The following is a 12106-nucleotide window of genomic DNA, read 5'->3' as shown; positions in this document are numbered from 1 at the left end:
CTAAAGATATTTCCGTATCCGAAGCGGAGGAAAACGCTGATACCGATCATGATGGCCACGACCCACGCGCTGATGGGTGTTGCACTCGTGGCGCTCGTCTTCCCCGAAGTCGGCGCCGCGCCGACGGCGGGGGTCCTCCTAGCGGCGTTCGTCGGCGGGATCGTCCCCGACCTCGATATGGGGGCAGCCCACCGGAAGACGCTGCACTTCCCGGTCTGCCTGCCACTCGCGGCCGCCTTCGTCGGCGGCGGCCTCCTCGCGAGCGGCGCGACCGGAAGCCTCGCGCTCGGCCTGTTCGCGTTTCTCCTCTCCGCGGCGCTGCACTCGGCGATCGACGTCTTCGGCGGCGGCGTCGAACCGGAACCCTGGAAGCGAACCTCGAACAAAGCGGTCTACAACCACGTGCTCGGCCGCTGGCACCGACCGAAGCGGTGGGTCCGCTACGCCGGCGCGCCCGAAGATTTCCTGCTGGCTGCCGTCTGCGGAACGGTCGCGATCCGCGCTGCGGCGACCACGCCGGAAATCGATCGCCTCCTGTTGGGAACGCTCGCATTTTCGGCCGCGTTCACGCTCGTCCGCAAGCGGATTCCGGACCTGCTGTCCTACGCGAACGCGTCGCTGTCGTACTCTCGGTCGTAGCGCCGAGCCGGTCGACCGGGGCTGCGATCACGGCCACGACCACGACCGCAGCGCCCGAGGTAGCTTCAAAGGGGCAGCGGTCCAACCTCGAGGCGATGCCCGAGGTGCCAACCGAGTGAACCGTCTCCCGCTCTGGAAACTGACCCGCAATCCCGTCGGCCGCGCACTCTACGACCGCGTGAGCGGCCGTGGCCTACAGTTTGCGTCTCTCGAGTTGTACCGGCGGCCCGCCGACACTGACGAGGGAACGGCCGACTCGAGCGCGACGGCCGGCGACGACTCCGCGCGGCTCGAGTTCACTGTCCACGAGTCCGCGGCGACCGTCGACGCCGACGTGCCGTACAAACCCGCAGAGGCCGACGAAGCCGACCTGCTCGTTCTCGGCCACTTGGACGGCGAGGTGGTCGGCCAGGTCTTTCTGAACCGCGACGAGACCTACGTCCACGAACTCGAGGCGCGGCTGTCGATCGACGGCGCGTACGTCTGGCGGCTCTACGTCGACCCCGACTACCGGAATCGCGGGTTCGGGGCCGAACTACTCGCGGGGGCGATAGCCGCCGTTCGCGATCGCTGGGGCGTCGTGGATCTGTACGCGCTGATCGCGGACGACAACCTGCCGTCCCGTCGGCTGTTCGAGGGTCACGGATTCGTTCCGGAATCGCAGTTCCGGTACGTTCGAGTCGGGGCGTTTTCGAAACGCTGGCAGTCGCCGTCGCAGCGATGAGTAGAGGCGCTCGCCCGCTGCTACGAAGGGTTTGATTCGATACCGTGTCGATATAGTTGTCTATATAGACTACGTCGAATAAATTTATCCGGTAGCTTTCCGATGGCCTAGGTGCCTGCCATGAGTGACAGCGAACCGCCGATCGGGTGGGGACGAATCCGGGACTGGCACGCGCGGTCGACCGAATCGGTCGGGTTCTCGGACAACGCGTTTGTCCGAGCGATGGCCCCCGCGGACTACTGCAGCCTCGCGTCGCTGCTGTTCGCCTGGGCCGCCACGCTACTGATCGTCTCCGGGGAATCGAACTGGGGCGTCGTCGCCATGTTCGGCGCCTTCCTCTTCGACAAGCTCGACGGGGCGCTGGCCAGACGCGGCTACGGCTCCGACTACGGCCTCGAGATCGACTCGTTCATCGACGTCTTCACCTATCTGGTGACCGCCGCCTTGCTCTACCACGTCGCGCTCGCACCCAACGTCGTCGTCAGCGCGGTCGTCGGCTTCGCGATCGTCGCCTTCGGCGGCCTGCGACTGGTGCGCCACGTCGACGAAGGCTTCGGCGCAGACGACAACGGGAGCTTCTACCGCGGGATCACGGTCGTCCACGTCAACGTCGTCGTCGTCCTCGCGTACCTGCTCGCGCAGTTCGGCCCCGGCTGGATCGGCTGGGCCGCTGCCCCGGTCGTCGTCGCGGTCTCGCCGCTGATGATCTCGGATTATCGCTGTTACAAGACCGACGTCGGCCACGCGCTGGTCGCAGTCGGCGGAATCGCCGCGGCGGTCGTCTGTCTCGCGCTCGAGCTCGGATATCTATGACTCGAGCGAACGCGAGATCGGGACGTGAAACGGAGTTGAACGCGAACTCGGAAACGGAACTGGAACCGAAACCGGAACTGGAGTCACACCCAACCCCCAACGCGACCGTTTCGCTCGATCTCCACGTCCACACCGAGGAGTCCTACGACTGCGAGACGCCGCTCGTGGACGTCCTCGAGCGCGCCGCCGAGGCCGGTCTCGACGGGCTCTGTATCACCGATCACGACGCGATCGAGCAGTCGCTGGCGGCCGCCACGATCGCCCCCGAGTACGGCCTGTTCGCGATCCCCGGCGTCGAGGTGTCGACGCGGGACGGACACGTCCTCGCGCTCGGCGTCGAGACCCGACCGAAACCGGGCCGGTCGTTCGGCGAGACCGTCGCGGCGATCCGCTCGCGCGGCGGCATCGCGATCGTTCCCCACCCCTTCCGGCGGAGTCGACACGGCGTGCCAGCCGACGTCATCGACGACTGCGACGGCATCGAGGTCCACAACGCGATGTGCGTCACCGGCGTTCGCAACCGGCAGGCCGCCCGGTTCGCCGACGACCACGGGTTCGCCGGCGTCGCGGGGAGCGACGCCCATACTGCTCGCCTGGTCGGTCGGGCCGTGACTGACGTCCACCTCGAGCCGGCGGCAGGAACCGACGGCGATCCGACCGCGATCGATCGGGGCCGCGTCCTCGAGGCGATCGCCGACGGTCGAACGACCGTCCGCGGTGGCCTAGCCTCGCCCGCGAGTTGCGTTCGCAAGTACGCGCAGAACGTCTCCGTCAAGTTTCGGACCGGCGTCCGAGTCGGTATCGGCCGGCTGAAAACGGGAAACGTCGACTAACGTCGAGCAGCCCGTCTTTCTACAGGAAGATTACGTAGACCGCGAGCGCGAGACTCGGCGCGAACACGAGCGCGAAGACGCCCTTGTTCCACTCGAGGACCGATCGCCCGTCCAGCGGGCCGAACGGGATCATGTTGAACGCGGCCAAGAAGAGGTTGATCCAGAGCCCCATCTGTCCGATCGTGCCGACGACGCCGGGGAACAGCACCAGCGGGAAGAACAGCAGGGCCAGCAGGAGGTTCGTAATCGGGCCGGCGAGCGCGATCATCGCGTTCTCGCGCTGGGTGATCTGGCCGCGGTGGTAGACGGCGCCCGGTGCGGCAAAGAGGAAGCCGGCCAGCGCGCTCATGAGCGCCAGAAACAGCATCTGGTAGTCGGCCCGAAACTCCGCGATCTGGCCGTACTCGACGGCGACGACCTTGTGGGCCAGTTCGTGCAACAGGAAGGCGACGCCGACGGTCACCAGACTCAGCCCGGTCATCGTCGCGAGGTAGACCACGTCGATGGCGTTCGTCCGGATCGGCGTCCGCAGCAGGGCGAACGCGAGGCTCAGCGTCAGCCAGGCGACCCCGAGGTCGAACAGCTCCTGATCGCTGAAGGTCAACTCGGGCTCCGGCTGACGACCGGTTCGCGAGGGCGTGCTCACGTCAGCACCTCCCGGAGCAACTCGAGGCTGTTCTCGGCGCCGCGGACGAGTTCGCCCATCAGCGCGTCGACGCCGCCGATGTCGGGCGCGAGCCAGGGGAGCACGATCAGCGGGAAGAGCACGCTCGCGATGATGCTCCCCACGTTCGTCAGCGCGACGATCATGATCAGGCGGAACAGCGGCACGTCGAACATATCCTCGAGCGCCTGCCCGATCGGTCGCTCGGTGTCGTCGACGATCTCGTTTAGCGTCTGGATGTCGCGGACGTTGACCGGTCGGTGTTTGAGTTCGATGTAGCCGGTGAACCAGCCCGGCGCGAGCAGCGGGTTGATGCTCGTCAGCCAGGCGACCAGCCCGCCGACGCCGGCGCTGGTCCAGCGCGCGCCGGCGAGGCGAGCCAGCACGAACGCGAAGGTCCCGTTGAACAGGAACCACGCCGCGAACAGCTTGAGCAGGAAGGCGTTCTGAACGCCCGCCATGACCAGCAGGAAGAAGAACACGACGAACCCGAGCGTCAGGAGGTAGCCGACGAGCTTCGCCGGCGAGAACCGGCTGCTCGAGGCCGTCCCGGTCAGCGACTCCTTCGCCGGGAGCGTCTCGGGGTTCTCGAGGTAGCGTTCGATGCCGGCCTTGTGGCCCGCGCCGACGATGGCCAGCACCTCGTAGCCCTGCTGGCGGAGGTCGTGGAGGTTGTGCGCGATGTAGGCGTCGCGCTCGTCGATCAAGGCGTTTGCCCCGCCGGGACTGAACTGGCGGAACTCTTCCATCATCGCCGAGACGACGTCGCCGTCGGTCATCTCCTCGATGTCGATCTCGTCGACCTCCTCGACGTCGCCGCTGAAGGTGTCGAGGACGACCCCGAGCAGGGCACCGACGGCCACGCCGACCCCGAGGCCGGCCAGGACGCCGACCGTCCCGCGGATGACGTAGGTGCCGGCACCCTCGAAGGCCGCGCCCGATATCGGACCGACGGAGGCCCCGCCAAGCGAGATCGGCCCGATGGAGACGCCGGTCACGACCAGCGCGAGACAGGCCGCGATGCCGGCGAGGACCGCGACCGCAAGTTGGCCGGCGAACGTCTCGAGGAGTCCGCCCGCAGCGTGCCCGAGCCGCTCGAGCGACGGGAGAAAGAGGAAGCCGCCGATGAGCCCGAGGAGGGCGCCGACGCCGGCCGCGCCGACGTACTGGAGCGCCGTCGACCCCGTGATGCCGAGCATGAGGAGGTCGGCCACGCCGAAGTACGGCGCGAGAAACAAGGTGAAGACGAGCCCGAAGAGGACGCCGGTGGCGGCCCCGATCGCGAGGCCGATCGTTCTGGGATCGGTGATTCCCAGCGCGAGCCCGCCGACCATCTTCAGTTTCTCGGTGAACGATAACCGCTGCCAGAACCGCTGGATCGTCACCTGGATGTCGCGGTCGACCAGCGCGACGCCGCTGCCGTTGCGCTCGGCCGCTTCGATTCCGGCTTTCATGTCCGCGCCGGGTTCGATGTCGAACTGATCGCCGAGCCGCGACTGGACGTACGAGAGCATCCAGTAGGCCAGGAACTGGAACACGGTGTTGCCCGAGAGGAGGTCCTTCGCCTCGAGATCATCGGGAGTGCCGCCCTGCATCTGGCGGTAGCGTCCTTCGTCGAGTTCGACGGCGACCACGTCGGGGCGTTCCCGATCGACCGCTTCGTGCACGTCGTCGACGCTCGCCTGCGAGACGTGTGCCGTCCCGAGGACGGTGACGGAGCCCTCGTCGTCTGTGGAGGGGGACGCCGGGGGCTCCGGCACGTCGGCGTCGCCTGCATCGCTCATTAGCGGGTAAACTCCGCCCCGACTTTTACCAGTATCGGACTCGATAGTCGTGTGAGCACGGCACAGGGGGGCGCCCGACCACCAGCGGGCACTTGACCACAGCCTCGAGCGGGACGGTAAGACTCACCTGTCCGCTTTCGAAACGACGGGTAATGACCGATCTCATCGAGACGGTAATCGAGAACCGCGAGATGGTACAGCCGAACCACGCCAACATGCTCGACGTGGCCCACGGCGGCAACGTGATGAAGTGGATGGACGAGGTCGGCGCGATGTCCGCGATGCGGTTTTCGGGAGAGACCTGCGTCACCGCTCACGTCAACCGGATGGACTTCGAGCGCCCCATCCCGGTCGGCGACACCGCCTACATTACGGCCTACGTCTACGACGCGGGCACCTCGAGCGTCAAGGTCCGGCTGGTGACCGAGCGCGAGGACCTGCGCACTCGAGAGCGCGAGAAGACCACCGAATCCTACTTCGTCTACGTCGCGATCGACGAGCACAACGAACCGACCGAAGTCCCCGAGCTGACGGTTACTACGGAAGAGGAAGAGCAACTTCGGCAGGAAGCGCTCGCGGGGGAGAACGGAAACGGCCACGAGCCGAACCTCGAGAACGGCAACCACTGAGACCGGCCCGCGTTCCGCCGCGGGGTTCAGTCGCGACTGCCACAGCCGCGCGACAGCTCACTCGAACCGCACCGTCTCCGCCCCCGGATCGATCTCGACGCGGCCGCCGATCGGAATCGGCGTCGTCGGCCAGGTGTGACCGAAGTCGACGTCGAAGACGATCGGCACATCCGGATTGTACGTGGCGAACACGCCCTCGACCGCCTCCCGCTGTTGCGCTCGATACTGCTCGCGTCGCTCCGGCGGTCGATCCTCGAGGTGCGACCGCGCCGGCGGTCGCCCGACGAGGACGCCGGCGAACCGCTCGAGCAAGCCGCGCTCACCCAGTGCACGGAGGACGCCCTCGACCCAGGACGGCGCCGGTAGTTCCTCCGACGTTTCGATCGCCAGGATCGTCCCGTCGAGCGCGTCTTCGTCGGGCAGGTATCGGTCGGCGAGGAACTGCTGGTCGAGAATCTCGAGACAGCCGCCCCAGACGCGCCCCGAGACGGGGGCGTCGCCGCCAGCCCACCGCCAGCCGGGGTTGGGTTCGGTGTCGCGGTGCTCCGCGAGCGAGTCCGGGTCCGCCCAGTCGCCGGGCGCGTCGGTGAACCGCTCGGCGGGCCGAAGGTCGCCGAACGACTCCTCGAAGAACGCCCGTTCGGCGTACTCGACGGTGTGATCGAACATCGCGCCGTCCATCGCCAGTTCGGTGAAGACGCAGGGCCCGTAGTAGGAGACGATCCCGAGGTTCCAGAGGTACAGCGCGAGGTTCGTGTTATCGCTGTAGCCGTAGAATCGAGTCGGGTTCTCGCGGAGGATTTCGGGATCGAGATGCTCGAGGACTCGAATCTGGTCGTTCCCGCCGATGAGTGCGATGATCCCGTCGATATCAGGGGCTGCAAAGGCATCGATCAGGTCCCGAGCGCGCGCTTCGGGATCGTCGGCGAGGGCCTCCGGCGCCATCGAGACGGTGGGATACTCGACCGGCTCGAGGTCGAACACCTCGCGCAACCGCTCGAGGCCGAGTTCGTAGACGTGGGGAAACTCGTCGGTGGGGTTCGACGACGGTGCGACGACCGCGATCTCGCTACCGCGCTCGAGCGGCGGCGGGGTGACGAACGATGACATCGGTCACTGTCACCACTGACGGACGTGTCGAATAAATAATCCGATGTTCCGCCAGTAGCGGACGAGACTGCAGACTGAGTCGCGAACGACGGAAGAGAATCGGGGTTACTCGTCGGCGGTTCGGCTCTTCGCCTTCTCGACGTACTCGCCCGCGGTGTCGCGCGTTTCGGCGACGAAGATGCCGACGAGTGCACCGAGCGCGCCGCCGGTACTCGCCGCATTTCGACTGAACAAGGCACCGATTCCGGCGCCGATACCGGCGCCGATGGCCGCGTATCGTGCACGTCGCAGGACGGTCGTGATTTTCGCCTTCATGTGTCGTATATAGGGGCTGATACGGGTAAATATGTTTGGCCGAGTTACAGTCACGACGGCTGACTGTGCGGTGACGCTCAGAGGATCGTCTCGACCTCGGCCAGCGACTCGAGGACGTAGTCCGGTTCGACGGGCGACTCCGCGAGGTCCGCCCGGTCCGTGACGCCGGTGAGCACGACGGCGGTCGTCATCCCTGCGCGGGCGCCGAGTTCGATGTCGGTGTCGAGGCGGTCGCCGACGACCAGCGTCCGCTCGGGGTCCGGGTCGTTCAGCAGCTCCAGGGCTGCCTCGGCAGCCGTCGCGGAGGGTTTGCCGAGGATGGCGTCCGGCTCGCGGCCGGCGACGGCTTCCATCGCGGCGAGGATCGCCCCCGAGCCCGGAATCGCGCCGTCGTCGACCGGGATCGTCGCGTCCGGATCGGTCCCGTAAAAGGGGACGTCGCCCTCGAGCGCCCGCAGCGCCTCGCGGAGCGCGTCGTAGGAGAACTGGTCGTCGAACGAGCCGAGGACGACGTCGGCCGCGTCGGGCACCGCGGAGAGGGTGACGCCCGCCTCCTCGAGCAGTGCCTCGAGTCGCGGGCCGCCCACGAGGTAGACCGCGTCGTCCGGATGGCTGTCGGCGAGGTACGCGGCGGTGATCGTCGCCGAGGTGAGCACGCGCTCGGGATCGACGTCGACGCCGAACGGCGCGAGTTTCTCGCGGTAATGGTCGCCGCCCCGCGTCGGGTTGTTCGAACAGAGGACCCGCGAACAGCCCGCATCCTCGAGGGCGCGGATGCCGTCGGTCGCGCCGGGTAGGAGTTCGTCGCCCCGGATGATCGTCCCGTCTACGTCGAGAATCGCCGCCTCGTAGTCGCTCATCGATCGGTGATACGGGCGACGACCGATTGAGTGTTGGGGCGAACGGTAACAGTAGCCGGGCAGCGGCGATTCTCAGTCCGAGCGCTCGAGTTCGGGTTCCGGGCCGGAGTCGGATCCGGAGCCGAACTCGAGGTCCTCGGTGTCGATTCCGGCCCGGTCGGCGCGCTCGTTGGAATCGATCAGGCGCTCGAGTTTCGCTTCGAACTCCGCGTCAGAGAGTTCGCCCGCAGCGTAGCGCTCCTGCAGCCGGGTAACGGGATCGCGGTCGTCATCGTCGGCCGAGGCGGACTCCGTCGCGGTGCGATCGGCGTCGGTCTCGGCCGACCGCGCTTGCACGTCGTCGGTCTCCTCGGATCGCGTGAGGTACCAGACGAGTATAAAACTGAGAACGAGCAGCGCCAGCGTTACGACACCGTACACCGGCCCGGCAAGCACGAACGCCGCGATGACCAGCACGTCCCCAAGGACGAACTTGATCGCGAAGAGTTCCGTGAGACTGTAACTCCGACCGCCGGTCTCACTGGCCATACGGGACCTACGGCGGCCGGACGAATAACTGTAGGGATACCACCACTTTCGGCGACGCGCCTGCGGTCGGCGCGCGAGGTGAGAATTCTTATCCTTCGACCCGGCCTACGGACAGGTATGACACTCGAGGTCGAACCCCCCGAGCCGCCGGAACTGGAGTTCGTCGACCCGAACGAGTACGACGACGCGACGATCAGCGCCGACGGCGACGTCGACTACCGCCGCGAGGAACTGCAGGAGTTCCTCGAGACCGGCGCCTGGGAAGAAGCGTTCGACGCGTGGCGCGAGGACACCGATCTCGAGGAGCGGGAGTACGAGATCGCCCGCGACCTCGATCTGTTCTCGCAGTTCGACTTCTTTTGGGACGACTTCGCCGACCGCGTCGGCTACCACGCGCCCGGGATTCCGGAGGACTGGCAGGCCCGGGAGTACCATCCCGAACTCGATACGTGGGGCACCGTCTCCTCGATCAACGCGGAACTCACGGAGTTCGGCCAGGTCGTCTCGGAGGTGCTCAAGGAGGAGTACATCGACTGGGAAGCCGAGTACGAGCCGCCGGAGGATCTGCCGGACTTCGACTGAAAAGAACTGCGCGTGAGCTGCGGTGAAGCGACTACTCGCGGGCGACCGCGATGTTTCTCACGGCACCGTCGCATTCGGGACAGGCCTCGAGCGATTCGGCCGTCTCTCGGTAGCCGCAATCGCGACATTCGTAGTACGATCGGTCGGGTGAGTACGGATCCATGTAGACCATAGCTCAACGGGAACCAATACCACAGAAAAGGATTGTGCTGAAACAGTCTAGTACCGATCTGTACAATCACAGTCGGATAAATCCGGTTAATTACCGACCGTTCGTCAAATTCTGAGGTCGCCGAGCGCGAGGGAATCGCCTCGTGGTCGGTCGACGGCGAAGGAATAATTCGGCCCCCTCGAGTGCGGAATCGGTCATCAGCAGCCGGAACGTGCAGGGACAACGACAGTTGGAATCGCTGACCGATCGTCACGCGTGGTCGACTATGAGCGAGTCCGACTTCGACTCCGACTCCGCCGACGTCGAGGCGGCGCATAGTTCGGCCACGACCGATCACGAGACGATCCGTCGCTGGGTCGAGGAGCGTGACGGCACCCCCGCCCACGTCGAGGCGACGGCCGAGGGCGACGATCCGGGCTTGCTGCGGCTGCAGTTCCCGACACGAAACGCGATCACGACGAACTCGAGCCGATCCCCTGGGAGAAGTTCTTCGACGAGTCCGAGGCCGAAAACCTCGCGTTCGTCTATCAGGACGAGACCGAGGGCGGGCGGATGAGCCGTTTCTACAAGTTCGTCGACCGCGAGTCGGTAGGCGAGAGTGAGGCGTAAGCGGCGCGACGCTCGAGGGTCGCAATACACCGGCTTCGCCCGCCGCGTCGGCTGACGAGCTGTCCGACGCTTAGCCCGTCCACTCGCCGCCGATGTCGCCGGCGATGTTCGTTCGCCATCGGTCGAATCGGTGTTCACACGCCTCGTTCTCGTCGATGTGATCGACGAATCCGGCGCCCGGCGACGGCAGTTCGTCCCCGCAGAAGGGACAGACGATCGGATCGACCCACTCTCGAGTACCGTTCGTTGACATCGTGCCTCGACGTACTCGAACGTTCTATATAAGGCTCTGCTGTATATATTCAATATACCTAGGTAGTCATAAAATACCCCTAGAAGATTCGTTGAAACCGGACGATCGACGGGCGTCGTGACGACCGGCGTCGGCGACGCGGACCGCAACCGGTGGTTTCTCGTCACCCGACGGCGCTACACTGACAGGAACGCGATGGAATCGGTATCGACGACGGTCCGACGGCTCGTCCGGTTCGACGTCCTTGCGCTGACGGCCGCGATCTGGTTTCTCGCGAAGTTTCTCCGGTACGCGTTCCCGCCGTTGTTCGGCGCCTTCCAGACGAGTTACGGCGTCTCGAACGCCACCCTCGGAACGGCGTTTACCGGCTTCATGCTCGTCTACGCGGTCATGCAGTTTCCGTCCGGCGTGCTCGCGGACCGACTCGGCTCGGTCGTCGTCGTGACGGCGGGCGCCCTGATCGCCGCGACCGCAGCGCTGACGCTCACCGTCGACGCGCCCTTTGCCGTTCTCGTCGCGGCGATGCTCGTCATGGGCGGCGGCACCGGCGTGCACAAGACCGTCTCCGTTCGGCTCCTCTCTCGAGCCTACCCCGAGCGGACGGGCAGAGCGCTCGGCGTGTTAGACACCGTCGGAACCTTCAGCGGCGTCGTCGCCCCGACAGCGGTGATCGCAGTGGCCGGCCTCACCTTCGCGTTCGGCGAGAGTTGGCGCTTGATCTTTCTGGGCGGCGGCCTCGTGGGCCTGACACTCGCGGCGCTGTTTCGCGTTCGAGTGCCGAAGCGTGTACCGGACGAAACGACCGCCGACGGCCCAACCGGGGGCGTCGACGCGATCGACCTCGGCACGTACACCAGACTCCTCCGAAATCGGCGGTTCGCGACGTTCGCGCTCCTGACGGTGCTGTTTTCGTTCACCTACAACGGGCTCGTGGCCTTTATTCCGCTGTACCTGACGGACGCGGCCGGCTTCACGGACGCGACGGCGAGTCTGCTGTACAGCCTGTTCTTCCTCGTGAGTTTCGTCCAACTCGGCACCGGCGAACTCAGCGATCGACTAGGGCGACTCCCGATCATCGCGTGCTCGCTCGGCGTCGCCGCGGTCGCGCTGATCGCGTTCATCTCGCTGACCGGAACCGCCGGCCCGCTCCTCCTCGGCGGGACGCTCGTCGCCGTCGGCGTCGGCTCGCACGGGTTCCGACCGGTCCGCGGGGCGTACCTGATGACGGTCATTCCGGACGACATCGCCGGCGGCGGGCTCGGCGCCGTCCGGACGCTGCTGATGGGGGCAGGGGCGATCGCGCCGGCGATCGTCGGCACCGTCTCGGAGGTCGCCGACTTTCGATCGGCGTTCTGGCTGCTGGCGGCGACGGTCACCGGCGCGACCGCCCTCGCCGTCTTCCTGCTGGCGACGGACCGCGGCGTCGATCGCTACCTTCGCGCCGTCCGCTCGATCGCGCGCCGGTGAGCGCGGTCCCGATACGACCGAACCATTGCTCAACACGCTATCACGATCGAGCAGTGAATATTATTTCTTTCTCGAGTACAAATCCATACCTACCTTAATACCGACAATTAGTCTTCGAGTAACC

15 protein-coding genes are annotated in these 12106 nt (G+C 66.3%); 7 read left to right on the top strand and 8 right to left on the bottom strand.

The window, feature by feature from the left end; translation table 11 throughout:
* The first annotated feature begins 48 nt into the window (after window positions 1–48).
* The 4 genes from ATJ93_RS23405 (at window position 49) to ATJ93_RS00825 (ending at window position 3009) form a co-directional block, all read left to right on the top strand.
* Window positions 49–639 (top strand): metal-dependent hydrolase, encoded by a 591-nt coding sequence (locus tag ATJ93_RS23405; RefSeq protein WP_170155492.1) that lies wholly within the window; start codon window positions 49–51, stop codon window positions 637–639.
* 115 nt (window positions 640–754) lie between these two features.
* Window positions 755–1363 (top strand): GNAT family N-acetyltransferase, encoded by a 609-nt coding sequence (locus ATJ93_RS23400; RefSeq protein WP_170155491.1) that lies wholly within the window; start codon window positions 755–757, stop codon window positions 1361–1363.
* A gap of 120 nt (window positions 1364–1483) precedes the next feature.
* Window positions 1484–2176 (top strand): CDP-alcohol phosphatidyltransferase family protein, encoded by a 693-nt coding sequence (locus tag ATJ93_RS00830; protein WP_245977491.1) that lies wholly within the window; start codon window positions 1484–1486, stop codon window positions 2174–2176.
* 35 nt (window positions 2177–2211) lie between these two features.
* Complete coding sequence (locus ATJ93_RS00825; protein ID WP_170155490.1) at window positions 2212–3009, top strand: CehA/McbA family metallohydrolase; 798 nt, start codon at window positions 2212–2214, stop codon at window positions 3007–3009.
* Window positions 3010–3028: 19 nt separating this feature from the next.
* Here the strand turns inward: ATJ93_RS00825 and ATJ93_RS00820 are convergent, their stop codons facing one another.
* Both ATJ93_RS00820 and ATJ93_RS00815 read right to left on the bottom strand, forming a co-directional pair.
* A complete protein-coding gene (locus ATJ93_RS00820) occupies window positions 3029–3655 on the bottom strand; it encodes a zinc metalloprotease (protein WP_120242753.1) in 627 nt (208 codons plus the stop codon).
* Window positions 3652–5457 carry a TraB/GumN family protein gene (locus ATJ93_RS00815; RefSeq protein WP_120242752.1) on the bottom strand — a complete coding sequence of 602 codons (1806 nt, stop codon included), beginning with the start codon at window positions 5455–5457 and terminating at the stop codon, window positions 3652–3654. The genes ATJ93_RS00820 and ATJ93_RS00815 overlap by 4 nt, the downstream gene beginning before the upstream one ends.
* Before the next feature lie 152 nt (window positions 5458–5609).
* On the opposite strand from ATJ93_RS00815, the gene ATJ93_RS00810 reads away from it, so the two are divergent.
* Window positions 5610–6086 (top strand): acyl-CoA thioesterase, encoded by a 477-nt coding sequence (locus ATJ93_RS00810; RefSeq protein WP_120242751.1) that lies wholly within the window; start codon window positions 5610–5612, stop codon window positions 6084–6086.
* Between the two features lie 57 nt (window positions 6087–6143).
* On the opposite strand, the gene ATJ93_RS00805 is transcribed toward ATJ93_RS00810, so the two are convergent.
* The 4 genes from ATJ93_RS00805 to ATJ93_RS00790 form a co-directional block, all read right to left on the bottom strand.
* The gene (locus tag ATJ93_RS00805) at window positions 6144–7196 is read right to left on the bottom strand and encodes a S66 family peptidase (RefSeq protein ID WP_120242750.1); all 1053 of its coding nucleotides are present in this window, start codon (window positions 7194–7196) and stop codon (window positions 6144–6146) included.
* Between the two features lie 105 nt (window positions 7197–7301).
* The gene (locus ATJ93_RS00800) at window positions 7302–7511 is read right to left on the bottom strand and encodes a hypothetical protein (protein ID WP_120242749.1); all 210 of its coding nucleotides are present in this window, start codon (window positions 7509–7511) and stop codon (window positions 7302–7304) included.
* Between the two features lie 77 nt (window positions 7512–7588).
* Complete coding sequence (locus ATJ93_RS00795) at window positions 7589–8371, bottom strand: HAD-IIA family hydrolase (protein WP_120242748.1); 783 nt, start codon at window positions 8369–8371, stop codon at window positions 7589–7591.
* Window positions 8372–8443: 72 nt separating this feature from the next.
* Entirely contained in the window at window positions 8444–8899 is a 456-nt protein-coding gene (locus tag ATJ93_RS00790) for an SHOCT domain-containing protein (RefSeq protein WP_120242747.1), read from the bottom strand.
* A 117-nt stretch (window positions 8900–9016) separates the two neighbouring features.
* On the opposite strand from ATJ93_RS00790, the gene ATJ93_RS00785 reads away from it, so the two are divergent.
* Window positions 9017–9481: a hypothetical protein gene (locus ATJ93_RS00785; RefSeq protein WP_120242746.1), complete on the top strand. Its 465-nt coding sequence runs from the start codon at window positions 9017–9019 to the stop codon at window positions 9479–9481.
* 31 nt (window positions 9482–9512) lie between these two features.
* On the opposite strand, the gene ATJ93_RS00780 is transcribed toward ATJ93_RS00785, so the two are convergent.
* Together ATJ93_RS00780 and ATJ93_RS00770 are read right to left on the bottom strand one after the other, a co-directional pair.
* A complete protein-coding gene (locus ATJ93_RS00780) occupies window positions 9513–9653 on the bottom strand; it encodes a rubrerythrin-like domain-containing protein (RefSeq protein WP_120242745.1) in 141 nt (46 codons plus the stop codon).
* 679 nt (window positions 9654–10332) lie between these two features.
* The gene (locus ATJ93_RS00770) at window positions 10333–10515 is read right to left on the bottom strand and encodes a DUF7501 family protein (protein ID WP_120242744.1); all 183 of its coding nucleotides are present in this window, start codon (window positions 10513–10515) and stop codon (window positions 10333–10335) included.
* Window positions 10516–10710: 195 nt separating this feature from the next.
* On the opposite strand from ATJ93_RS00770, the gene ATJ93_RS00765 reads away from it, so the two are divergent.
* Complete coding sequence (locus tag ATJ93_RS00765) at window positions 10711–11982, top strand: MFS transporter (RefSeq protein ID WP_120243875.1); 1272 nt, start codon at window positions 10711–10713, stop codon at window positions 11980–11982.
* The last annotated feature ends 124 nt before the right edge of the window (window positions 11983–12106 follow it).

The organism is Halopiger aswanensis, assembly GCF_003610195.1.
In the GTDB taxonomy this organism is placed as follows: Archaea; Halobacteriota; Halobacteria; order Halobacteriales; family Natrialbaceae; genus Halopiger; species Halopiger aswanensis.
This window is presented reverse-complemented; position numbering and strand designations above follow the sequence as displayed.

Bases quoted from the DNA above. Each gene is read 5' to 3' on its own strand.
- ATJ93_RS23405 (WP_170155492.1), top strand. From the start codon at position 49: ATGATGGCCACGACCCACGCGCTGATGGGTGTTGCACTCGTGGCGCTC.
- ATJ93_RS00830 (WP_245977491.1), top strand. From the start codon at position 1,484: ATGAGTGACAGCGAACCGCCGATCGGGTGGGGACGAATCCGGGACTGG.
- ATJ93_RS00815 (WP_120242752.1), bottom strand. From the start codon at position 5,457: ATGAGCGATGCAGGCGACGCCGACGTGCCGGAGCCCCCGGCGTCCCCC.
- ATJ93_RS00810 (WP_120242751.1), top strand. From the start codon at position 5,610: ATGACCGATCTCATCGAGACGGTAATCGAGAACCGCGAGATGGTACAG.
- ATJ93_RS00805 (WP_120242750.1), bottom strand. From the start codon at position 7,196: ATGTCATCGTTCGTCACCCCGCCGCCGCTCGAGCGCGGTAGCGAGATC.
- ATJ93_RS00800 (WP_120242749.1), bottom strand. From the start codon at position 7,511: ATGAAGGCGAAAATCACGACCGTCCTGCGACGTGCACGATACGCGGCC.
- ATJ93_RS00795 (WP_120242748.1), bottom strand. From the start codon at position 8,371: ATGAGCGACTACGAGGCGGCGATTCTCGACGTAGACGGGACGATCATC.
- ATJ93_RS00790 (WP_120242747.1), bottom strand. From the start codon at position 8,899: ATGGCCAGTGAGACCGGCGGTCGGAGTTACAGTCTCACGGAACTCTTC.
- ATJ93_RS00785 (WP_120242746.1), top strand. From the start codon at position 9,017: ATGACACTCGAGGTCGAACCCCCCGAGCCGCCGGAACTGGAGTTCGTC.
- ATJ93_RS00780 (WP_120242745.1), bottom strand. From the start codon at position 9,653: ATGGTCTACATGGATCCGTACTCACCCGACCGATCGTACTACGAATGT.
- ATJ93_RS00770 (WP_120242744.1), bottom strand. From the start codon at position 10,515: ATGTCAACGAACGGTACTCGAGAGTGGGTCGATCCGATCGTCTGTCCC.
- ATJ93_RS00765 (WP_120243875.1), top strand. From the start codon at position 10,711: ATGGAATCGGTATCGACGACGGTCCGACGGCTCGTCCGGTTCGACGTC.